Here is a 25,423-nt window from a genome sequence, read left to right as displayed (position 1 = left end):
TTATCATTAAGAAAATGAGACAAAAGGATGGTCCGTATGAATGAACAGCTTCCCTTCATTTCTGAAACGTCAACTCTACCACTCCTCTCTTCCATGTGCCGTGTACGCCGTGGGGAGAATTTCCGTGCGCATGGCAAGACGGTTTCCCGGCCTATGCTGTGTCTTGTTTTGCAAGGAGAAGGTGTCCTGATCCTTAATGATCAAATACATAAAGCCCGCGCCCATCAACTATTTGTATTGGAAAAGGGGACCACGATTGAGGCTGCCTCCCGCTCCGGTATTACGGAATGCATTCTCCTATCGATGAACACGGTCCAGTTGAAGCAAGTACACGGTGAATGGAAGATGACTTCTAATCCCTGCCTCCCCTTCCAATGGTCGACGGGTCCTATGCCTGTTCGCCATGAGCAGCAGATGGTCTCGCGTATGGAACAATTATATACAGCCTATCAGGGCGTTCAGCAGGAGCATTTTATTAATATACACACTCAGCTCCACGAATTGTTGCAGTACATTTCTGAGAATCGTCTAGAAGCCAATCAGGAGAAGGTTGACCCTGCCCTGGAGCGAAGCATTATGTATATGCACCGATTCATGGGTGAAGGCATAAGTATGGACCAGCTGGCCAAGATCGCCGGCCTGACTCCGAGCTCATACTCCCGCAGCTTCAAGAAGGCCAAGGACATGTCACCAACAGATTACCTGAATCGACTGCGGATTGAAGAAGCCAAACAACAATTGCAGCAGGATCGATGTTCAATCAAGGATGTCGCTGAATCTGTAGGTTATGGCAATGAGTATTATTTTAATCGCAAATTTAAACAAGCTGTCGGTATCTCACCCAGTATATATATGAAGAGAGAACAATTGCGAGTAGCAACAGCTTCCGTTCTGGGCCTGGAACATAACTTGGCTTCCCTGGGACTAGAAGCGATTGCGACGCTCAACGGATTCACAGATCAGGAACTGAGCGAGAACGAACACCAGCATAAGCTCACATTGCAATTCAACAAGCTTCGCCAATCGAAGCCTGATCTGATTATTGCCGACACACACCATGAACCCTATCACGATATACTGAAAAGTATTGCGCCAACCGTCCTCCTTGAGCCTGTTCAGGACTGGAAACAAATTCATTCCCGTATTGCCGAGCTGGTTGGACGGGAAAAACAAGCCTTGAATCATTTCAAACAGCTTGAATTTAGAACGCTGGATGTTGGCAAACGTCTGCAACAGTTTTTTGACCATGAACGGGTTACACTTGTAGAGGTTAAGCCTCCAATGATTCGGCTGCAGGGTACGATCAATCATCCCCTGAGTCATTTGCTGTATACCGAATTGGGGCTGCAGCCTGCACAGATTGCTCCGCCAGAACACCAGTGGGTCGATTACCCTGCTGAACGCATCCCTTTGCTGGATACGGATCACTTGTTCATCCATCGTCTCTCCATGCATCCTGCCAGCGAAAAATTGCTGCGGCGGTTAAAACAGACGTCTTCATGGAATCGTTCGCCTGCTGTACTTGGTGGCAATGTACATGATATTTCAAGTTGGCTGATGATGAGCTGGACCCCTTCGGGACGTCACCGGATTATGGATGAACTTATACACATCGCAGAGCAGCATGCGGCCCTCTCTCATGCCGGACTGATCGGGCAGTTCTAATGCATTAGGAAAGAAACCTGATTTTTTTCTTCATTATAAATACACAGCAAAAAGGCGCCTCCAAATAGGAGAGCGCCTTTTGGGTTCTGCTTAAGAGTTATCTTGAATCTCTTCCCGCGGAACCAGCTTATAGATTTCTTCATCTTCCATGGTGTCGATCAGTCGGTCCAGCCATTTGTAATATGCTTCCGCTTGCAACACTTTATTTTTGTCTACCTTTAGAATGTGAAGAAGTTCGGCATCTGCTTGCTCGTCCAGGTCCTTAATCAAACGATTCAGCTCCTCAACGGACTTGCGCAGCACCTGAAGGTTACTCTCCACCGCTTTTCTCCATTTAATTGCAAAATAATCCGTAAACGTCTGATGCCAGTCATACTCCACTTCATATAGGTCTTTCCGAGAGCCCTTGCTCCATACCTTATTTACCATTTTCAGATCCAGCAGTGTACGTACGCCGGTACTCATGCTCGTTTTGCTCATTTCCATTTCCCGGCCCATATCGTCAAGGGTCATAGGTTTGTCTGCAAAAAAAAGCAATCCATATAAGTGTCCCGTGGACAGCGTAACGCCGTATAGATCCATATTACGTCCGATAGCTTCAATGACGCGTTTACGGATTCTAAGAACGGTTGCCTGCTGTTCTTCTTGTAAATGGTCCAAGCCCATGCTTGCAACCTCCATTCTGAACATTCCCAGTCTTGGCACAAATAATTGCAACCATACAAGATCCTGCTTACATGGGAAAGCATCCGGCCGGACATCCTATACGCCAGAGGGCTTTCATTCACCCAATGTATGAAAAATGGAACCTTACCCGGTTGCATCTGCCTACGACTATCTTTAACCAAAAAACAGCTTAAATTAGCTCATTGTCTATTGTAGGAAAAGCAATATCAAATGTAAAGCCGCCTCATTAGGCAGAATAAGGAGTAAAACAGAGCATTCGGACGTAAAACTTTGTACAGTTTTTACTGTACAAACATTATGTACTGTTTATTCAGTTGATATACTGGTTAAGTATTGATACAATACAAAACGTTACCCAGAAAGACGGGAAGCGAAGCAACAATTACCGGATTTCGTGGCTGGGCGCACAAGTGTATGGGCTTGTGGATGCTGAAAGCCGTTCGAAGTGCACAACACATCAGAAGGGGTGAAAACATGACCATACTTGAAGTGAAAAATGTAAGTAAACTGTTTGGCCCCCAAACCGAGCAAGGTCTGCAATTACTGGAGCAAGGTTGGGGAAAAGAAAAGTTGGCCAAAGAAAAACAGATAACGGTTGGTGTCAACCGGGTCAACATGGAAATTAAGCAAGGTGAGATTTTTGTCATCATGGGACTTTCAGGAAGTGGTAAATCCACACTGGTTCGAATGTTCAACCGACTCATTGAACCAACATCCGGTGAAATTCTCGTTCACGGCAAGGATCTACGTAAAATGAACAAAGAGCAATTGCGCGAAGTACGCCGGAAAACAATCAGCATGGTATTCCAAAAATTTGCGTTGTTCCCGCACCGTACCGTTCTTGATAATGTGGAGTATGGACTTGAAGTCCAAAAGGTGGACAAAGCTGTTCGCCGGGAAAAAGCGAAAACCTCACTTGAACTGGTTGGCCTCAAAGGCTGGGAAGATAAGATGCCAGATGAACTGAGTGGTGGTATGCAGCAGCGTGTCGGCTTGGCTCGTGCGCTTGCCAATGACCCGGAAGTACTTTTAATGGATGAAGCGTTCAGTGCACTAGATCCACTGATCCGCCGGGATATGCAGGATGAACTGATTGAGCTTCAGGATAAAATGAAAAAGACGATTATTTTCATTACCCATGACTTGGACGAAGCGCTGCGCATCGGTGATCGTATTGCCCTCATGAAGGACGGCGCTGTCGTGCAGATCGGTACTCCGGAAGAAATTATGATTCAACCGGCCAACTCTTATGTGGCCCGCTTCGTCGAAGACGTGGATTTGTCCAAAGTCCTCACTGCATCACATGTAATGCGGCGCCCTGAAACAATTACGCTTGACCGTGGTCCTCGTGTTGCCCTCGAATTAATGCGCGAACGTGGTATTTCCAACCTGTTTGTCATTGACCGTTCGAAAAAATTGCTTGGTGTCATTACAGCAGATGATGCATCCCGTGCGATGCGTGAAAATAAAGTATTAAACGACATTCTAATCACGGACGGGCCGACAGTGGCGCCTGAGACCCTGATTCATGAATTGTTTGAAATGGTAAGTTCAGCCCATGTGCCTCTCGCTGTAGTAGGTGAGAATGGCCGTCTGCAAGGTGTTATCGTCCGCGGTGCCCTTCTGGGTGCGCTTAGCGGTGAAGTTGCAGTAAAGGAGGAACTTGTGAATGATTCCCAAAATACCACTAGCATCGTGGATTGAATCCATCGTTGACTGGATGAGCTCATCGCTCTCCGGATTGTTTAATGTAATCTCTGTTGTCATTCAGGAAGTAGTCGGATTCTTCTCCGGGCTGTTCTTGCTGCCCCATCCGCTCCTGTTCATTGCGATACTGGGTGTTCTAGCGTTCCTCGTGGGTCGCCTCCCATTGACACTATTTACGGTTATCGGATTCTTGCTCGTGGATAACTTGGGATACTGGTCCCAATCTATGGACACACTCGGTCTGGTTATCACTTCAGGACTGATCTCCATTCTGATTGGTGTTCCGGTCGGTATCTGGCTGGCATACAGTAAAACTGCAGCACGCATTATTACACCGCTGCTTGACTTCATGCAGACAATGCCTGCATTTGTCTACTTGCTGCCTGCGGTTACATTCTTTAGCCTTGGTGTTGTTCCAGGTGTTATCGCCTCTGTTATCTTCGCGATTCCGCCAACCATTCGTTTGACTCATCTGGGGATCAAACAGGTTTCTGGCGAACTGGTTGAAGCCGCGGATGCATTTGGTTCGACTTCCATGCAAAAACTGTTCAAAGTACAGCTTCCACTCGCCTTGCCTACCGTCATGTCGGGTATCAACCAAACGATTATGCTGTCGCTGTCCATGGTTGTCATTGCATCCATGATCGGTGCACAGGGTATTGGTGCGGAAGTATATCGTGCGGTAACGCAGCTTCAGATTGGTAAAGGTTTTGAAGCGGGTCTGGCTGTCGTGGTACTCGCGATTGTACTCGACCGTTTCACGCAAAATCTGTTTATGCCTGGTCGGAAAAAGACCTCTCGTGTATCTTCTAAACAGAAAGCTTGGATTGCTGCAGCAGCTACACTCGTCGTGCTGGTTGCCGGTTTCTCCCAATACTTTACGGGCGGGACTACTTCTGCCGGCGGTAACAACACAGCAGCCAATGCTGTAGGTGAAGAAGTCAATTACCAGATCATTGGTATCGATCCAGGGGCTGGTATCATGAAGTCCGCTGCCAAAGCGATCGAAGACTATAAACTGACTGACTGGACTCTGATTGAAGGCTCTGGTGCAGCCATGACGGCTACGCTGGACAAAGCGATCAAAAATGAGGAACCAATCATTATTACAGGTTGGACTCCGCACTGGATGTTCAACAAATATGATCTGAAATATCTGGAAGACCCTGAGAAATCTTTCGGTGATGCGGAAGAAATTCATACCATCGCTCGTAAAGGTCTGAAAGAAGATCACCCTGTTGCTTACGAATTCCTGTCCCGTTTCCAATGGACGTCGGATCAAATGGGTGAAATGATGACTGCTATCCAGGATGGCACATCTCCGGAAGAAGCAGCTAAAGCATATGCTGAGAAACATGCAGATCAGATTGCTGAGTGGACCAAAGGTCTGACTCCAGTGAACGGTGACGCATTCAAACTTAGCTATGTGGCTTGGGATTCCGAAATCGCAAGTACCAACCTGCTGAAATATGTGATGGAAAACAAACTGGGTTATAAAGTTAATGCTCTGCAAGTTGAAGCCGGACCGATGTGGACCGGGGTTGCTTCAGGCGACGTAGATGCTTCTCCTGCGGCTTGGCTGCCACTTACTCACGCAGACTACTGGGAGCGTTACAAAGACCAGGTTGACGATCTGGGAGCCAACATGACAGGTGTACGTACCGGTCTCGTTGTTCCTTCATACATGACGGACGTGAATTCGATTGAAGATCTGGAAACCGGTGCTGCTTCCTCCGCGCCAACGGCTAATGCCAATGTAGGCAATGAAGTGAACCATCAGATCATCGGTATCGATCCAGGTGCCGGCATTATGAAATCCACAGCAAGTGCAATTGAACATTACGGTCTGTCCAACTGGAACCTCGTTGAAGGTTCCGGTGCGGCCATGACAGCTACACTCGATAAAGCCTTCAAAAATGAAGAGCCCATTATCATTACAGGCTGGACACCACACTGGATGTTCAATCAATATGACCTGAAGTATCTGGATGATCCCGACAAAGTGTTCGGCGATGCTGAAGAGATTCACACCATTGCACGCAAGGGACTGAAAGAGGATCAACCTGTTGCCTATGAATTCCTGTCCCGTTTCCAATGGACCTCGGAAGATATGGGCGAGATGATGATTGCCATCCAAGGTGGCACTTCACCAGAACAGGCAGCTAAGGATTATGCTGAAAAACATGCAGATCAAATTAGCGAATGGACTAAAGGTTTGACGCCTGTTAATGGTAAAACCCTACGTCTCGGTTATGTTGCATGGGACTCGGAAATTGCAAGCACCAACCTGCTAAAATACGTGCTTGAGACGGAACTGGGTTATACCGTAAATGCCCTGCAAGTCGAAGCTGGTCCGATGTGGACCGGGGTAGCCACAGGTGATGTTGATGCTTCACCCGCTGCTTGGCTTCCGCTCACCCATGCAGACTACTGGGATAAATATAAAGATCAGATCGATGATCTGGGTGCCAACATGACAGGGGTCAAAACCGGACTTGTTGTCCCTGCGTATATGGATGTTCAATCCATTACCGATTTAAAAGATAATTAAACCAGATCGAGTTGAATCAACCTCAATTTGGAAAAAAGACCACCGAAAAATTCGGTGGTCTTTTTTATATGCTGCTTTTTTCTGGAATTCGAGCAAACTGTTTTCGTTAAGGCTAGATCTCATTTGAGATGTACTTCTAATGGAGCTATGTAGGTTTTACTTTGAACTGAACTACTACCTTATCCGATAAGTAACAATAACACACCAATTGTAATGAGTACTATACCCAAAATGCCATAGACTACCCTTGCTGCCTGTCGTCCAATCGTTTTCACGAAAAGTCCTGCCTGAAAGGTACTCATGAACCAATCCCAATTTTTCATACCGCCCAACATGCTGAAAATCCCTGCGATTATGGCAACCAATGCGAGCAAGATCGGTTGATCCTCCATATCATCACCCCTTCCAATATAATCCTGTTTACTATACTCGCTGATGATAAAAATGAACAGTAATTAAATAGTAAAAAACGGCTTACAGATTATGATCTGCAAGCCGTTTTAAGCAATTGCTAAAAGTTAAACTCTTTTGTGATTTGTAGGGATTTGAACAAACCTGGCCTGACTTGTTTCTGCCTGTGATGCATCATTTCTTTAATACAGATTCTAGTTATAGCTCACTTGCCGACATCAGCAGCGTCACCACTTCTGCACGGGTTGCATTCGCAAGCGGATTAAACCTGTTATTGCCTGTGCCCTTAATCAATCCGGCTTCATAAGCTGCTGCAATGTATGGAACTGCCCATGCCGGAACTTGATTTGCATCTGTGAAGCTTAACGTTGCATTGGATTCGATCGGAAGTCCCAGCGCTCTTACCAGCATGACTGTCATTTCCACGCGGGATACCTTGCCTGACGCACGGAACGTCTCATCCGTATATCCGCTGATAATGCCTTGTTCAACCGCCTGAGCGATAAACGATTGTGCCCAAGCCGGAATTTGTTCAGCATCCTTGAATGTTAAAGCCTTGTTGCTTGCTGGTAATTCGAATCCTCTTGCGAGCATGACTGCAAACTCAGCACGTGTTGCCGGAGCATTTGGACGGAAGTTACCATCTGCATATCCGTTTACAATTCCCCGGGAAATGGCCTGCTCGATTGCAGCAGCTGCCCAGTGATTGCCAATATCCTTGAGAATAACACCCGGATTCGGTGTTGGCGTACCTCCGCCATTTTCATTGCCCGGAACCGTTGGCGTTGTTGGTGGTGTCGGATTGGTTGGCGTTACCGGTGTTGTTGGTGTTGTTGGTGTTGTTGGTGTTGTTGTGCCTCCGCCACTGTTGCCACTGCCCGGATTGCTGCCGTTGTTGCCACCGCCGTTTCCGTCACCCGGAAGCGGTGATCCTTTCAGATCCGTACTGCGTCCTTCTGTTGTCTGATTAACTACACCCACTCGATCCAGATGCTCATGGAAGATCTCATAGTCTACCAAGTTGAGTTCGTAAAATCGGTTGTCATCCTTCGCTGCTCTCATGGAGCGATAGAAGTCTCCACCATTAGCCATAAAGGAGTTGGTTGCCACGATATAATATCCGTTTGGATCCATATCCGTGTACGTACCATTCTCATTCTTGATTTGTACTTTCACTACGCGTTGACCTTCTTGCGTCACGGTATTGGTCGTTGAATCAATTTTCTCGCCTGGTTTCGTCGAATCGTAGTAGAAGCGCATGCCCGATACTTGCGGGAAGCGTCCCTCTCCCGTTTCCACACCACTCACACCATTTTCGAGAGCAGCTGTAATTTCCTTACCTGTCATTTTCAGTGCAGACAGATTGTTACCGAATGGCATAACGGTGAGCAGATCGCCCAACGTAATGTCACCTTTCTGGAACGATGCCCGGATACCGCCGCCGTTTTGGATGGCCACATATCCTTTCACGTCGTTTTCCTTAACGATGGATTTCACTTTTTCCAGCATACCATCTGTCATCAGGTTACCCAGGTTGGTTTCCTGCTTGCGCACGTTACCACGTTCTCCATCGAGCAGTACGTTCGTTTTGCCGATGACTTCTTTCTTGAAATCTTCCAGCAGTGGTGCATATTCTGCCAGCTTGGCTTTTGCTGCCGGATCATCTGCATATACATATTTTCCCGCGGAATCTTTTGCATCCAGGCTCAGTAATTTACCGTTCCATGTTTTCAACACACCTTCTGCATCGAATGTAACATCCAGTTGACCCAGGGACACATCATATTCTCCCGTTTGGACAACTAAAGTTGGGTTTGTATGAGTATTGACCTCAACGGGCTCGCTTAGAATCGTATGCGAGTGACCACCCACTACAATGTCGATGCCTTCCACGGCTTCTGCCAGCTTCAGGTCTTCCGAGTACCCCAGATGGGTCAATGCAATAATTTTGTTAATGCCTTCTTGCTCGAGCATGGCAACTGTCGCTTGTGCACTTGCAATGTAGTTTTCAAATTTCAGATCATCTCCCGGTGAGGACAGGGATACAGTATCCGTGGTCGTTAAGCCGAAGATTCCGACCTTCTCGCCGTCTACTTCCGTAATGATAGCCGGATAGATCTCAGCATTCTCAGCTGGTTGTCCGATCGTATCTTTGTATAAGCTGCCCAGGTTGGTATCCTTCGTAAAGTCGATATTGGCACTTACGAATGGGAACTCTGCTTTCTCAATGAATTCCTTGAGCACGCCTGTGCCTTTATCGAACTCATGGTTGCCAAAGGTCATTGCGTCGTATCCGATCATGTTCATGAATTCCAGATCCGCTTGACCGTTGAAGAGATTGAAATACAAGGTTCCAGAGAATACGTCCCCGGCATCCAGCACCAAGGTGTTATCGTTGCGTGTTTCTTTGATTGCCGTTACGCGGCGCGGAATGTTATCCAAGTGCGCGTGCGTGTCGTTGGTGTGCAATACACGAAGGTTGAAGTCGCCCTCTTCTGCAGTGTTTCCAATACTTAGCTGCGCAAGCAGTGGATCATGGTCACTGACGCGTCCATCCGCTGTTTCAAAATCCGCATTCACATGCACCACTTCAATGGCGGCCGTCTCAGACAGATTTTTGCTCACCAAGATGTGGTCCAGTGTTTGTGAATTGCCATCATAGATGTAGGAATAGCGTTTATTTTCTGGCAGCTTGTTCACCAGATTGTCCAGTTCATTACCTTCAATGATACTCAAAGTCTTGGAGAACTGGAAGTCATTGAAATCCCCAAGCACAGCCACATTTACGTTAGGATCTTTATCTAAAAGTTCTTTCACAAAACCATTCACTGCCGCTGCCTGTCTGGCACGCTGAATTTCACTGCTTCGTGTCGCAGGCTGAATACTACCATAAGGCTTCAGATCGCCACCTTTGGAATTCAGGTGATTCGCAATCACGACTACTCGCTCTCCAATAAATTCGAACTCAGCTGCAAGAGGTTTACGTGAGCTGGCAAATGCATCGTTTGTTGGATCAATACGCCCTGGATTCAGGGACAGCGTTCCATCCGATTGCACCCCAATTGCTGTTGTAGCATCTCCCTTAGTTCCTTGTTTCAAAGAAATTCGCGCCTCGTTGTACAGGAAGCCTACACGAATGTTGGCACCTGGAGCCCCGCCATCCAGATTGTTTACCGGAGCAATATCCGTGTACTTATAAGCAGGACCACCGTTGCTAGCAATTGCATCAATTAAGGTCTGGAAGCTCGCATCCGCAGCAGTTGTTCCGCTGTCGGTTGCTCCATCGTTATCCTGTACTTCCATGATACCGATAACGTCAGGATTCTTGAGGTTGTTGACTACAATACCACCGATTTTCACTGCTCTTGCAGCATCCTTCTGACTGAAATTCTCCACGTTGAAGGTTGCAATCGTCAGTTTATCATCAGCTTGCTCAATTACTGTTGTTGCCTGTTTAAGGTCACTCGAAATAACTGCCGGCAAATCCCCTTCCGGAGCTACCTTATAATTGCCGTTAGCGTAAGTCATCACACCTTGGACAGAATTCGCAAGCTCGTCCCCCGTTTTAACGGCCTGAGAAGGCTTTTTATTGATAAACAGCCGCTGTGGATTCAGGGAGCTCTCGAATGGTTCCGCTCCATCTCCAGTCAGAATGACTCCCCCTGCAGGCGTTCGTAACGGATTGTTTTCACCATTATCTACTACGACTGCCAGTCCTGGTTCACTGGAATACGGACCGATAATCGTGGCTTGATCAAGCTGTACTCTCATGCCTTCCAAACTCTCATAAAAGTCGATTGCATCCACATCCGGATTAAACTCACCAAACTGATCCGAATCAATTACGGTAGGAATTATACGGCCATTCTTCCCAAGGATAACAGGTTCAGGCAGTGTCTGATTTTCACCTTCAACCGTAATCGCTGCAGCCACAATTTCGGTTGTTGCCAGTTCGGTCGTTGCTGTCGCATATTCCTTCACTTGACCGGATACGCTGACTTTGTTGCCTACCGCCATGCCATGAGTGGATTTATAAATAAGGATACCCTCAGATGTTTTTACGTCGTCATCTTCCATGCCAGGAATCTCCTGCATATAGAACGAACTTGCATTGACAACATGAGTCACGATACCTTCAACATTTTGGACAGCCAGACCATTATACAGGGAGTTATGAGATGCTCCTTGAATATCGTGGATTCTCAGGTTGTCCAGCTCCTGAAGAACGGTGTACGTAAAGCTATATACATCACTTGTGTTTTCGCCTGATACGGCAATCGCTTTAACAGTTGTATCTTCATTTACTGTGATCGGGCCACTATAGAGTGTAGATGTTTGGGTTGGTTCTGTTCCATCAACCGTGTAATAAATTTGCGCTCCTGCTGTTGGTGAGGATAAGGTTACGGTTGATCCTTTGACAATACCACCGGGCGGAGCACTGGCTGTTACGGACAGCAAATTTTCGACAACATCTGCAGCTGTACGTGGAATGATCTCTAGGCCATAGCTTGTGTGATACGTCATGACGCCTGTCACTTTTTCGTATATTTTGCCTGCTGCCAGTGCGGTTGGACTATTCTTCGCATAGATCGTGATCTCTGCACCATCGGCATCTGTCGCATAGAAGGTAGAACTGCTGCTTCTTGTCACTGTGACTTCATTCACTTCGACAAGCATCCCCTCAAAAATACCGCCTGCACCCTTGCCTCCGCCCTCAGCCGGCATGAAGTCTTTGGATGTCAGAGTGATCGGTGCTGGAATTTCTTGATTCTTGTCCAGAATTTTGATGTAACCGCTTGGGAACCCGGCCTTGTCTTTCTCTATCTGAAGCAAACCGTTATAAATAGTGAGTGATCCATACGCTTCAATACGGTCTCCCGGCTCTACTGTGGAATCCGTTCCACGAACGACGATCCCTGCATTCTCATCCTGGATGTACAGATTGGCCATGCCTCCAGACTCTTCCCGGTAGGTCACAATTCCTCGAACGGTAACCGGGGTGTTCTCCGATTGGTTCCTGGCACTGGAGATGGAGATTGGCGTATTATCCACGATTGTATAATCGAAATTGGTAACATCACTATTTTCTAGACCATCTTTTGCTGCAAAGGTTTCAATATAAGTTGCATCATTTACTGTAATGGGAACGGTGTATGGGAGATAGTCGGTGTTGTCATTTTGCTTGTAGTAGACTGCGGCACCAACTGTGGTTGTTGCAAGAGTAACCTTTGTTCCAGCTGGAACCATACCTGAGGAGGGATTAGCGGTAACGTTTGCCACTTTGTTTTCAGGCGTCTCATCAATCAGTTGGAAGGTGGTTGAGGTAACAGAGCGTATCCCTTTGGAACTAAAGTATTGAGACAACGTGCCATTGTTAATACGAACTTTGGATTTATACAAGGAAGGATTACTTTGTAGTCCGAAAATGCTTCGGGGAGCAGATGTCGGCACCTGAACAGGCATCATCTTGCTGATATTTGTCTCTTCAGGGCTATCTGCGATTGCAAAATTAGTGTCCAGTGTAAATGGTGAATTCAGATTTACGTTTGGACCATTACTAAATGTTCCTACGACATAACCTTCCACCGTGGCGGATGAGTCATTTGATTCCATAGCCAGTGCCTGAGCAACCGTCAACGGCTCGTCCGCAGCAGCTGCCTTGCTGTTAAATAACCCAACCGGAATAGCTCCTGTGATCAGCAGCACCATGGCTAAGAATAATCTGAGCCAACTCCTTATTCGCTTACTATGCATCCTTTTCCTACCCCCATGTCTCGAATTTGCAATCATTTGTTCAAAGAGCTTGTACATTGGTTCAAATATAAGATAACTGAACTCTTTTATGATGTAAACCATATTCTTGTCGTTTGATATAAATTAGTACATATACTTTACACAGTTTTAATAAATAGTGATTTGAAATCAAATACAGGACCTCTTTTTGATGAAAAACACGACTTTATGACCCTAAATAATTATTAGCACATGCACAATTGACTATTTCGAGTTAGGTATTATTACATTGATTCTTAATCAAATATCTTTCTCGACATAAACTGATAACATTTTAATGTTAAAAGAAGTGTTAACCCGAATCTTGATCATGCTTTTAGACACAGCAAAACGATGCGACGTTCCATCAAGAGCGCCGCATACGCTGTGTTGTTATATAATACTTCGATACTGTACCTAACGGATGATCCCGTTCGATTACTACACTTTTTCTTATTTCTTTACTGTGCTGTTATACTGGGCAATCTTGTCTGTAATTTGTTTCGCAGCTGCATCGAGTGCTTCTTGCGGTGTACCTTGTCCGTTCAGTACCGTCTCAATCGCTCCTTCGACAAGTTGTCGAGCCTCAGGGAATACGCCCATTACAGCCCCGGATGTTGCTGTCGAATCAGCGGAAGCGTGCAATTGGTCGACTGCTGTCTGGAATTGCGGGTACTTCGCCATATTATCCTTTAATATTTGCTGGTCGTAGGCTGCTGTCGTAATTGGGAAGTATCCTGTCGCAACACTCCAGCTCGCTTGTACTTCAGGTGTCGCCAAGTACTTGATGAATTCCCAAGCAGCCTGCTGCTGTGCTTCCGATTTGTTGTTCATGATATACAAGCTTGCGCCACCTACAACCACACCACCTTCTTTGGCATCTGCCGGACGAGGCAGGAAGCCTGTTCCCAGTTCAAACTTGCCACCAGCACCTTCTACAATTTTGCGCAATCCAGCGGTGGAATCCAGTGTCATACCGATTTGCTCTGCGGTAAATGCCGCCGTTGTATCATCTGTGCTGCGTCCCAGATTGGAGAGAGTCTTCTCATCAATCATCTTTTTCCACCATGTCAGCGTCTTCACACCCGCTTCAGAATTCAAGAGAGATTCCGTCGCAGCGCCGTCTCTTCCGTTACCATTGTTTACATAATCTGCATTCTGGTTTGCGAAGAACTGCTCCATGAACCAGCCGTAGATTGCCATGGATGCACCCGGCTTGCCGTCTTTCGCGAGTGCTTTTGCCGCTTGTTCAAACTCTTCATACGTCTTCGGTGGATTCTCTGGATCAAGACCTGCTGCCTTAAACATATCCTTGTTGTAGTACAGAATCGGGTTTGAAGTGTTGAAAGGCATGGCGTTCAGTTTGCCATCAATCGTGTAATAACGGATGATATTCGGCTCCAGTTGGGACAGGTCGAACTTGTCTTTGTCGATAAAATTCTGTACTGGTGTGATCATGCCCGAATCGATCATAAACTTGCTGCCGATTTCGTATACCTGGATGATGTCTGGACCGCTGTCCGATCCCATGGATGCTTTCAGCTTGTTTAGACTCTCATCGTATTTCCCTTGATAGATTGCTTTTACCTGAATATCCGGATGACTTGCATTGAAATCGGAAGCGAGCTGGTTAATGGCTTTCTCCCCTGCTCCGGACATGGAATGCCACCACGTCAGTTGAGTCGGCTCAGCAGCTGCCGCATCCGCTTGAGCTCCACTTACCGGACTGCTTGTCTCTGTTTTGCCGCCGCAGGCGGATATGACCAACATGAGTGCTGCCAACATCAATGCAAATGTGCCTCTTTTTTTCAAACGCATAATCTCTCTCCTTTTATTTGTGGCTCAGTTCAAAAACAAGTGCTTACGTCCTGCAAGTTAGACGTTACGGGTACGAATCGTTCTTTCGATCGCTGTTGTCTCCAAATTTATTTGAATTAATTTTAGTTGTTTAAATTTTGAGACAAAGGCGAACGCTCCACTTCTACAGAATCGATTTCGTTCCCTTCACTAATTGCAGCCATTAAAGAACTTATTTTAAGAGTGCGCCTTATTTATTCGCTCCTGGGTAACAAACCCGCCAACCTGAATGCACAACGTATTTACTTAACTAGCCCTTCAGTGCGCCTGCAGCCATACCGCGGACAAGCTGTTTCAATCCGAAAACAAGCAGCAGCAATGACGGCAGGATAACTAGCGCCGTTCCGGCAAACACCAGGTTCCACGCCGTGGATTCCTGGAACTCCAGCATCGAAATTCCGATCTGCACCGTTCTCATCTCAGGTGTGTTGGTTACAAGCAGTGGCCAGAGATACGAGTTGTACATATTCAGGAATGAATAGATCGCCAGCGTCCCTAATGCAGGACGGGATAGCGGAAGAACATGTGATACAAAGTAGCGGATATGTCCACATCCATCGATCTTTGCCGCCTCGAACAGCTCCTTCGGCAGCTGCATGAAGAACTGCCTTAACAGGAATGTACCAAATGCCGTGGCCAGAAATGGTACGGTAAGCCCTTGATAGCTATCCAGCCACCCCCAGCTGCGGATGGTCAGATAATTGGGAATCATGGTGACTTCCCACGGGATCATCATCGTTGCGACAAACATGCTGAAGATGACGTTTTTGCCTTTAAACTGCATTTTGGCAAAAGCATACGCAGCCATACTCGCTGTTATCAGCTGTCCAAGCATCGTCAGACCTGCAACCAGAAACGTATTTCCGATGAAGGAACCGATGGGAACGATATCAAACACTTCGGTAAAGTTGGATAAATCGATCGACTTCGGAATGATATGTGGCGGATAGGCGCTGGCATCCTCAGGCGTCATGACGGCCATGAAAAAGGTGTACAACACCGGATACAGCACTAGCGCTGCACAGATGGTAAGCAATACATACAATAGCGTTTTCGTCCACGGTGTCCTCATTGGTAATGCACTTTCCTTTCCACCCACTTGAACTGAATCAGGGTTAGCAGCATAATGACCGCGAAGAGGATGAGTGCCTGTGCACTTCCCGTCCCGAAGCGGAAATTCACGAAGGCTTCCTGATAGATGGAATAAACGAATACATTGGTACTGTCCATCGGCCCCCCACGGGTTAATATGTTAATCTGTCCAAAAGACTGAAAGGCTCCGATGATCGATACAACTGTTACAAAAAACAGGGTCGGTGAAAGCAGTGGCATGGAGATTTTGCGAAACGTGAGCAGCGGACCTGCACCATCTATCTTCGCACTTTCATAAATTTCATCCGGGATGCCCTGCAATCCGCTGGACAAGATGATGTAATTGAATCCGAGATTCATCCAGATTGTCATGATGGAAATGGAGACTAGCGCCCAATCCGGACTGGTCAGCCAAGGAATTGGATCGATGCCCACCTTGCTAAGCAGATAATTCAACATGCCTAGAGTCGGGTGGAACAGGAACTTCCAGATGACGGCCGACGAACCCACTGATAATACAACCGGCAGAGAGAATACAAACTGGAACAAGCGCATGCCCTTGAAACGGTTGTGAGTCAATGCAGCCAGAATCAAGGCAGCCAGTATGCCTGTTGGCACAGTGAACAGGACAAACAGCAGCGTTACTTTCATTCCCTGCAAAAACAGCCCCGACTGAAACACAGCCTTGAAGTTGTCCATTCCCACGTAAGCCGCGATTTGCCCGGTAGGATCTGTGGAGTGCAGACTCAGATAAACAGACTTAAACATTGGGTAAAACAGAAACACTGCAAACAAAAGCAGCGATGGTGCCAGGAAACCATAGGCCAGCAGATTCTCCCGCATTCGCTGTACTCGCAGCGAAGCTGTCCGGCGCTCTTTAGTATCGGATACGCGCCGTCTGGCGGCGGGCAAGCTGATCCGGTTGTCAAGCTCACTCATCGGATTTTCTTCCCCCTTGGTCTATGCATTCGGTGTGTGAATGGTACTTAAGCTTCATCAACACCACGTTATCTAGTGTAAAAGTCGAATGTCACAGCAGGATTCACTCAGAATCAACTTCACGTTAATCGTGGACAATGGACTTTACCCGATGAGCGAGCATTCAGATCGACAGGTTGGAGGCTTATAAACGAACGAAAAAACCGCAGCAATCCCCATTCCGGGATATTGCTGCAGTTCATTCTGTAAACGAAATATAAACGAGGATGTCATAATATCCCCATCCTTTTTTTACAATAATCTACAATAAGTCCAATTGAACTTGTTGATTAGTTAAGATCATTGGCTATCAGCGATAGCATGGAAAAGGCAAAGTAATCGGTAGAAATCAGATAAGTCGCCACCGCCAAATAGGCAGTGGCACAGCAATCTATCGATTAAGATGATACGGTACCGTCGTCACAATCACGTCTTTATAATTAATCAGATAGGCCCGGATCATGAAGCTGGTCTGGTTATGCAGTACATTTTGCCACCAATGCTTGGTGATGAATTGCGGAATCAAAATCGTGATATGGTCAGTCTCGGCCGTTTTCCACTCCACGGTATCGATGAATTTCTTCAGCGGGCCCATAATGCTGCGATATCTCGATTTGATAACAACCAGCCGCACACCCGGGTTCCATTCCTCCCACTTCTGCTCCATCTTGCGGATGGACTCATCATCGAATCCGATATACAAGGCCACCACATGATCCGACATCGTCTGTGCATAACTGATCGTGTTCATGACCACCCGCGTAATCCCAGCTACCGGAATGACAATCGTATTGCCTTTTTGCGCTGGCTTATCCATCTTAATATCAATGCGCAGCTCATCTGCAATGTTGCAGTAATGGCGGTGAATACGCATGAAGACATATACAACGAGTGGCAAAAAGATAAAGATGACCCACGTTTGCGTGAACTTGGTGAAAATGAAGATCAATGTGATCGACAGAGTGGTCAGCATACCGACTGTATTCACCAGCAGCTTCATCTGCCAGCCGGACGGTTTAACCTTGATCCAGCGTATCATCATGCCGAGCTGTGACAGGGTGAATGGGATAAACACGCCCACCGCGTAGAGCGGGATCAGGCTTTCCGTATTTCCTTTGAATCCAACAACAAGCAAGGCAGACATGACACTCAGGAAAATAATGCCGTTCGAGAAGCCCAGCCGGTCTCCCCTAACCATAAACATATGAGGCATATATTTGTCCTTGGCCATCATGAAGGACAGCAGCGGGAATGCGGAATACGCCGTATTGGCTGCCAGGAACAAGATGAGTGCCGTCACACCTTGAATGATAAAATACATCCAGCCTCTGCCGAAAGTTGCTTCGGCAATCTGTGAAATCACCGTAGCATGGGGATCCGGCTTCACTCCGTAACCGAAGGCGAGCAAGGTGATCCCGATAAACATAACCCCGAGAATGCATCCCATGAGCATCAGCGTGCCAGCTGCATTTTTCTCAGCAGGCTGCTTGAAATTTGGAATGGCATTACTGACAGCCTCCACACCAGTCAGAGCGGAACAGCCGGAGCTGAATGCCTTCAGCAGCAGAAATATACTCACATGAGACAGACTTGTTCCGAATTCAGGCGCGGCTGCTTCCATGCCGCCTGTCAGAAACTTAATGCCGCCCGATATAATCAAAACCGCAATTGAAAAGATAAACAGGTAGATCGGAATGGCCAGTACGGAAGCCGATTCCGTAACCCCTCGCAAATTCATAATCGTCAGAAAAACAATCATTATTAATGCAATCACTACGCTGTAATCATGAAGTACCGGAAAAGCCGATGTAATAGCATCTGTCCCTGCAGATGAACTTACAGCAACCGTTAAAATATAATCGACCAGCAGTGATCCTCCAGCAATCAGGCTGGATGTTGTCCCCAGATTATCCTTGGCTACGATATACGCACCGCCACCTGTAGGATAAGCAAATATCGTCTGACGGTAGGAAAAAATTAAAATGACGAGTAATCCGAGTACGGCGATGGAAATGGGCACAGAATACCACAAGGCGGCAAATCCGGCCGCTACGAGCACCAGCAAAATCTGTTCCGTTCCATAGGCTACAGAGGATAGCGCATCGGAGGACAGGATGGCGAGCGCCTTCCATTTCCCCAACTTTTCTGCATCCAGTTCAGCCGATTTCATCGGTCTGCCGATTAAGATTCTCTTCATTTTGCCAAGCATGATCATGACTTCCTTCCATCTCTCATCTGTGAAGCATTGTTATTATGCAAAATCCAAAGCTCCCTGACAATACGTCATTTCACCCGAAAATCGCCAGCGTGTGATAATGCACCCTACGATTCAATAATGGATAACAAAGCGGTTCTTTATCAGTGTTTTGAACTTTTTTGAACCAAAATGACGTTTGTTAGCCGAAAAATAAGAAATGGCCCTTGGTTCATAGAACCAAAGGCCATTCATTTTATAGAAGTTGAATGCATGTATTTATAAAGTAACTAACAGCAGTAGCTAAAAGTTCAAAAACCGTTCCCTCACTGAAAATATTGGTTTGAAAAGTGAAGTTATTTGCAGTCTACTTTGAACCGTAAAGGCTCAGCAGCGAATCTTGGGCATTAACCTCTCCACTGGCTTTAACCGGCAGCACTTGCTGGTAATTAGCAGAGTTCGTTACAATAATCGGTGTTACCGTAGCATATCCCGCAGCCTTGATTTGGGTAATGTCGAACTCTAGCAGCAGATCTCCAGCATTCACCCGATCGCCTTCCTTGATATGCGAGACAAAATGCTGCCCATCCAATTTGACGGTGTCCACACCGACATGAACTAATATTTCTGCACCGCTGTCGGATACGACAGCCAGTGCGTGTTTTTTCTTGAAGGCCACCGTAACCGTGCCATCAAACGGAGCAACCACTCTTCCTACACTTGGCTCAATGGCAATGCCTTGACCCATAGCCCCGGACGAAAAGGCCGGGTCCGGAACTTCCGTCAGATCAACGATTTTGCCTTGGATCGGGCTAAGCACCAGTTGGTCTGCTGCCTGCGTCGAGGTTGCCAAGTGAACGGCTTTCTCGGCTGTTCCGTCCTTGTTTTCTTCTTCACTCACCGGATCTTCAAAGCCCATAATATATGTTAATACTGCCGACACGATAAAGGAAACGACAATTCCGATAATTAATCCCGGGAAACCTTGACCGCCTGGGCCGTAGAAGATCGGTAGGGTCAGCAACCCCGGCGCACCAGATGCGAAAGCTTGGGTCCCCGCTTGGCCGATAATTGCGCCTCCGATCGCACCTCCGATAAGACCTGCAATAAATGGGCGTTTCAGCGGAAGCGTAACCCCATAGATCGCCGGTTCAGTGATCCCGAACAAAGCCGTAAGCGTGGAGGACCCTGCAAGGGTTCTCAGCTTTTTGTTCTTCGTTTTAAGCATGACTCCAAATGCAGCTCCCGTCTGAGCGAATACCGAAGCTGTTGCGGCAGGCTTAATGCCATCACGGCCGTGAACCGCGACATTGTTGATGAAGATTGGCACCAGGCCCCAGTGCACCCCAAAAATGACGAACAATTGCCAGCCCGCACCCATAACGGCTCCCGCAAGCAAAGGACTGAAGCCAAATGCGGCAACCAGAGCTGAAGCGATGGCATTACCTACATATACACCGAATGGTCCAAATGCAATTAGCGTCAGCGGAACCATGATGACTAAGAGCAACAGCGGCGTAATGAAATTTTTGACGCTCTGGTGGATCACTTTACTGAACCATTTCTCCAACAAACTCATCACGATAACCGATATGATGATGGGAATAACAGTCGATGAATAACTCATCATAATTACCGGAATGCCAAAGAAATCGGTTGGTGTACCTTCATTTTTCAACGTAATAATGGTCGGATATATTAATGCGCCCGCAATGGTCAGTGCAACGAAAATATTCCCCTGAAATTTTCGCGCGGTTGTAACCGCTAACAGCATCGGCAGGAAGTAGAACAGACTATCTGCAGCAGCATAAAGGATAATATAGGTTGTGTCCGTTGTTTCAAGCCAGCCTGCATTGCTGGTGATCAGCAGAAGTCCCTTCAAAATACCGGCTCCCGCCATGACACCCAAAAGTGGAGCAAAGATGCTTGAAATCACGTCGATAATGCCGCCAATACCTTTGACGGATTTACCCGATTTTTCCTTGGGCGAGGAATCATCCAAAATGTTGCTTACTTTTCCGATAGCACTGTATACCTCGGGTACCGTATTGCCAACGACAACCTGGAACTGTCCACCGTTCTCCTTTACGGCAATGATACCATCCAATTTTTCCAACTTGCTCTTGTCGGCTTTGGCGTCGTCTTTTAATACAAACCGCAAGCGCGTTGCGCAATGCACCAGAGAAACGACATTTTTCTCCCCACCGACCAGCTGAACGATATCTTTGGCCAGCTTTTCATGACTCATGTTCTGCACCCCCATGTTTATTGACGACAGGTCTTTGATTTTTTGCACGCAAAAAACCTAAGCCTTGAAGAAAGGTGCACAAACGATGCATCCTTTTCATGGCTTAGGTTTTGCCTGCATAACCAGTAACAATCCCAGTTAAATCATATGTTCTTCCTGTTAATCACATAATATAATTATAAAACCATTTTTGTCAACATTTATTTATTAACGATTAACCACTCTTTCAATATGTACCGTCAGATACAGTTTTTCCTCGTTCGTCAGGTCGTGATCGTATTCTTTTTTGACAAACATTTGGATTTTTTCTGTGCAGGCCGCTGCTTCTTGATGCTTCTCTTTAATCATGTCGTAGATATGATCATAATTGTTGTTATAATGCGTTCCATTTAATACTCGCTGCGAGAAGAACTTCAGATGGGTGATGAACCGAAAATAGCTAAGGGATTCCTCGTCAAATTCCATCTTGAAATGATATTTCGCAATGTTGATGATTTGTTGAATGAATTTGGTCATGTTCATCGTGGTCACAACTTCTTCATTCATTTCTGCATTCACAATATGCAGCGCGATGAAGGCAGCCTCATCTTCGGGAAGTTCGTATCCAAGCCTGGATTTGATCTGTTCCAGCGTGTTCAATCCTAGAATAAATTCAGACTTATAGAGCTGTTTGATCTCCCATAACATCACATTTTTAATATCGACACCCTCGCGATAGCGTTCGATTGCAAAATGAATATGATCCGTCAAGGACACGTAAATATTTTCATTCAGGCTTCTCCCCATGTTATCCTTAGCATGGGTGATGACCTCTTCGACAATTTCGATCAGTTCGATCGGAACTTCACGCAGCAGCATTTTGAAATTATCAGAAGTCTGCTTATTCTTAAGGGCAAATACCTTCTGGATGCGGGTCTCGTCTACTTTATCTCCCGGTTTCTTCTTGAAGGCAATTCCTCGTCCCATCACGACAAGCTCAGCCCCGTCTGTCTGATAAGTGCTGATTACATTGTTGTTAATGACCTTGGCTATTTTCACTTCCATCCCCCATTCACGATCCACTCGTAACTACAACCTATCGCGTTTTGGAGATGCAAAAAAAACCTGAAGCAGTACAAAACGGAAAAACGTCCTGAAACGTTATTCTCGGAAGACGGACAGCTTTTTGCCTAAGGCAATTAACGCCCTTGAGAGCGTAACTACCCGGTACGAACGACAAATAAACCGACGCCTAATTTTGCATGCTTAGGTTTTGCCTACATGATATGTAGTAACAATCCCAAAACGATATAATTGCGTAAAGTATATCGCGAACTCACAGATATGTCAACGCTTTCACAGGAACCCTGTTACTCCGAAGATCCACCAGCCGAGGTGAACCTTCGGAATGAACAAGGTATTGTCTTACGCCTCCAAATCCGTACCTCCGGATGCAATGACTTTCTTATACCAATGAAAACTTTTTTTCTTGATTCGCTTCAAATCACCATGTCCTGTGTTGTCGCGATCTACGTAAATATAACCGTAGCGCTTTTTCATCTCGCCAGACGATGCGCTCACGATATCGATTGGCCCCCAGCTAGTGTAACCGATAATTTCAACGCCATCCTGCAGCGCTTCACCCATTTCGGCAACATGCCGCTTCAGGTAATCAATGCGATAGTCATCGTGAATTTCTCCGTTTGGCGCAACTTCGTCGTTGGCCCCAAGACCATTTTCGACCACGAAGAGTGGTTTTTGATAGCGATCATGCAGTTGATTGGCCGTTATGCGGAATCCCTTCGGATCGATCGTCCATCCCCAGTCGGATTTCTCCAAATAAGGATTAGCGACTGATCCAAATACATTACCGCTGGTCATGTTTTTCACCACTTCCGGATCAGTACTTGTTGTTCGGCTGGAATAATAGCTAAATCCGATATAATCTACGGTATGATCTCTCAGAATGTCAGCATCCCCCGGTTCCATCACGATGTTCAGACCATGATCCTTAAAGAAGCGTTTTGCATAGCCGGGATATGCCCCCCGCGACTGCACGTCGATGAAGAAGTAAGACTCCCGGTCCTTCTCCATACCCTGGAACACATCGTCTGGATTACAGGTATACGGATAGAAGCTGCCCGCTGCAAGCATACAGCCAATCATGGCCCCAGGAATGATCTCATGGCAGGCCTTAACGGCTAATGCGCTTGCGACCAGCTGATGATGAGCAGCTTGATACTGAATTTCTTTTATATTATCCCCTTCCTTGAAAGCCAAGCCGGCACCCAGAAACGGCAAATGCAACAGCATGTTGATTTCGTTGAATGTCATCCAGTATTTAACCTTATCCTTGTAACGCGTAAATACGGTTTTGGCATAGGTTTCGAACAAATTCACCAGCTTGCGGTTTCTCCAGCTCCCGTACTTCTCAATCAGGTTGACTGGTACATCGAAGTGGGCAAGTGTTACAACCGGTTCAATTCCGTGCTTAAGCATTTCATCAAAAAGATGGTCGTAAAACCGCAGCCCAGCTTCGTTTGCCGCCGACTCTTCCCCACTCGGAAAAATGCGTGCCCATGCTATGGAAACACGGAGTGCCTTGAATCCCATTTCAGCAAATAGCGCGATATCCTCCGGATAACGGTGGTAAAAATCAATTGCTTCATGTGAAGGATAAAATTCTCCGTCCTGTGGCTTAAATCCCGGAACGTTCCCCTTCATGATGCTTCTGCGATTCTCTCCGGAAGGCAGGAGGTCCACGATGCTCAGCCCTTTGCCATCCTCCAGGTAAGCTCCTTCGGCCTGATTGGCGGCAATGGCACCACCCCACAAAAAGTTTTCAGGAAATTTGAAATTGCTCATAACGAACTCTCCTTTCAGCTCCATTAAGTAATGTACAACCACGTCTCCAATCCAGGGCAACAAAAAAACCTGAACCAGCCTGTCTACACATGTAGCGTAAACAAGCCAGCTCAGGTTATGCCCATATCGGTAACATTCCCAGAATGCATTATGCGGTTTTATAGAACTTTACCAAGATTTAGGGCGGTTGTCAATTGCATTAATTTAGATGTTCTCCCAATACTTTTCTCACCAATTAGAAGTTTCTTAGGTGTAACTTGAGAGCCGACCTTTCCATGTGAATCGCAAACTCTCCTGGTCTATCCGCTAAATTTTGGATTCAGTATACCTGCACGCGGGGTAACCCCGAACGCCTGAGCCAACGTGGTCAGCTGTTCGTCCGTAATTCGCTGCTGAATCTCATGGCCCGCAACCAACATGTAAACCTGAGCTGCTTTCTCAATCGTCTCAATGAGACCGAAGGCCTCATCGATGGTTGTTCCTGTCCCGAAGATCCCGTGCTGTGGCCAGATGACCGCATGAACTTCCTTCATTTTCTCCGCCGTCTCACGGCCGATTTCATTCGATCCAGGTACCATCCACGGGATGATGCCAACGCCATCCGGGAAAACGACCACACATTCCGTACACATCTGCCATAGGGTTTTCGTAAATTTCACTTCATCCAGTTCATGGATAAACGTCATCGCCAGCACGTTAGTGGCATGGTTATGCATGACCACCCGGTGGTTCGGGTCCACCTTCAGACGCTCAATATGGCTCATAAAATGCGTAGGCAGCTCACTCGTTGGATTCGCCCCGTTCTTCAATCCCCAGAGGACCTCCAGTTCTTCTCCATCATTCGAGACACGCAGCAAGCCCAGATTGCTCTCCGGATCCGCAAGTACATTTTTGAAATATTTGCCCGATGCGGTTACGATCACATATTTGCCTGCCAGTTCATGTACCGAAAACGCGGGTTTAATCCGCCTTATAACCTGTTGGACATCAATGTATCTGGCCACTTCTTCTTCTTCCAGCAGATAACTGACATTCCCTCCGTTGCGCTCATCCCAACCATTTTTCCACATATGCTGCGTAATCTCTGCCATCTCACGGATAAAAGGGATATCCCAACCAGCTGCTTGCGTTGCTTCGTTTCTAAGGGTCACGTTCATGATCATTCTCTCCTTATTTGGAAATGTCGATCGATATGATTCACGTACATAGTAAGTTCCTTTTTTCACATTCATTATACCTTTGTTTGTCTTTACCAGTCAATAAAATAACCGTAATTATTCTTTATTTATTTTTGTTTTTATTTGATTTTATCTTTTATTTTAAAATATAAAAAAAATACCCTGCCGGATTCCGGCAGGGCTAGTCACACATCTATCTAACACGAGAAGGGGTTTACAAGAAATATCTTACCCCCTCT

At 46.5% G+C, this 25,423-nt stretch carries 14 protein-coding genes; 3 read left to right on the top strand and 11 right to left on the bottom strand.

Going from position 1 to position 25,423, the window contains the following annotated elements; translation table 11 throughout:
• The first annotated feature begins 36 nt into the window (after positions 1-36).
• The gene (locus AC3WQ3_RS05215) at positions 37-1,665 is read left to right on the top strand and encodes a helix-turn-helix domain-containing protein (protein ID WP_492471622.1); all 1,629 of its coding nucleotides are present in this window, start codon (positions 37-39) and stop codon (positions 1,663-1,665) included.
• Positions 1,666-1,755: 90 nt separating this feature from the next.
• On the opposite strand, the gene AC3WQ3_RS05210 is transcribed toward AC3WQ3_RS05215, so the two are convergent.
• On the bottom strand, positions 1,756-2,331 hold the full coding sequence (locus AC3WQ3_RS05210) for a GbsR/MarR family transcriptional regulator (RefSeq protein ID WP_095289047.1): 576 nt from the start codon (positions 2,329-2,331) through the stop codon (positions 1,756-1,758).
• Positions 2,332-2,826: 495 nt separating this feature from the next.
• On the opposite strand from AC3WQ3_RS05210, the gene AC3WQ3_RS05205 reads away from it, so the two are divergent.
• Positions 2,827-4,056 (top strand): quaternary amine ABC transporter ATP-binding protein, encoded by a 1,230-nt coding sequence (locus AC3WQ3_RS05205; RefSeq protein ID WP_095289046.1) that lies wholly within the window; start codon positions 2,827-2,829, stop codon positions 4,054-4,056.
• Entirely contained in the window at positions 4,022-6,610 is a 2,589-nt protein-coding gene (locus tag AC3WQ3_RS05200) for a glycine betaine ABC transporter substrate-binding protein (protein ID WP_154892597.1), read from the top strand. The genes AC3WQ3_RS05205 and AC3WQ3_RS05200 overlap by 35 nt, the downstream gene beginning before the upstream one ends.
• A 179-nt stretch (positions 6,611-6,789) precedes the next feature.
• On the opposite strand, the gene AC3WQ3_RS05195 is transcribed toward AC3WQ3_RS05200, so the two are convergent.
• The 10 genes from AC3WQ3_RS05195 to rhaD all read right to left on the bottom strand — a co-directional run bounded on the left by AC3WQ3_RS05195 (position 6,790) and on the right by rhaD (position 25,163).
• Entirely contained in the window at positions 6,790-7,002 is a 213-nt protein-coding gene (locus tag AC3WQ3_RS05195) for an immunity 17 family protein (RefSeq protein ID WP_127538176.1), read from the bottom strand.
• A 217-nt stretch (positions 7,003-7,219) separates the two neighbouring features.
• Entirely contained in the window at positions 7,220-12,730 is a 5,511-nt protein-coding gene (locus tag AC3WQ3_RS05190; RefSeq protein WP_492471621.1) for an S-layer homology domain-containing protein, read from the bottom strand.
• Positions 12,731-13,246: 516 nt separating this feature from the next.
• Positions 13,247-14,611 (bottom strand): ABC transporter substrate-binding protein, encoded by a 1,365-nt coding sequence (locus AC3WQ3_RS05185; RefSeq protein ID WP_492471620.1) that lies wholly within the window; start codon positions 14,609-14,611, stop codon positions 13,247-13,249.
• 289 nt (positions 14,612-14,900) lie between these two features.
• Entirely contained in the window at positions 14,901-15,722 is an 822-nt protein-coding gene (locus tag AC3WQ3_RS05180) for a carbohydrate ABC transporter permease (protein ID WP_336781093.1), read from the bottom strand.
• Positions 15,719-16,681, bottom strand: coding sequence for a carbohydrate ABC transporter permease (locus AC3WQ3_RS05175; protein ID WP_336781094.1), 963 nt, complete (start codon positions 16,679-16,681; stop codon positions 15,719-15,721). The genes AC3WQ3_RS05180 and AC3WQ3_RS05175 overlap by 4 nt, the downstream gene beginning before the upstream one ends.
• 430 nt (positions 16,682-17,111) lie before the next feature.
• Positions 17,112-18,929, bottom strand: a complete 1,818-nt coding sequence (locus tag AC3WQ3_RS05170; protein WP_336781095.1) for an APC family permease — start codon at positions 18,927-18,929, stop codon at positions 17,112-17,114.
• Positions 18,930-19,281: 352 nt separating this feature from the next.
• Positions 19,282-21,162 carry a beta-glucoside-specific PTS transporter subunit IIABC gene (locus AC3WQ3_RS05165; RefSeq protein WP_492471619.1) on the bottom strand — a complete coding sequence of 627 codons (1,881 nt, stop codon included), beginning with the start codon at positions 21,160-21,162 and terminating at the stop codon, positions 19,282-19,284.
• Positions 21,163-21,369: 207 nt separating this feature from the next.
• The gene (gene licT / locus AC3WQ3_RS05160) at positions 21,370-22,200 is read right to left on the bottom strand and encodes a BglG family transcription antiterminator LicT (protein ID WP_127538299.1); all 831 of its coding nucleotides are present in this window, start codon (positions 22,198-22,200) and stop codon (positions 21,370-21,372) included.
• 366 nt (positions 22,201-22,566) lie between these two features.
• Positions 22,567-24,006 carry a 6-phospho-beta-glucosidase gene (locus tag AC3WQ3_RS05155; RefSeq protein ID WP_492471618.1) on the bottom strand — a complete coding sequence of 480 codons (1,440 nt, stop codon included), beginning with the start codon at positions 24,004-24,006 and terminating at the stop codon, positions 22,567-22,569.
• Positions 24,007-24,305: 299 nt separating this feature from the next.
• A complete protein-coding gene (rhaD, locus tag AC3WQ3_RS05150; RefSeq protein ID WP_492471617.1) occupies positions 24,306-25,163 on the bottom strand; it encodes a rhamnulose-1-phosphate aldolase in 858 nt (285 codons plus the stop codon).
• Positions 25,164-25,423 lie beyond the last annotated feature (260 nt).

It is taken from the genome of Paenibacillus sp. FW104-T2, from assembly GCF_058789975.1.
This window is presented reverse-complemented; position numbering and strand designations above follow the sequence as displayed.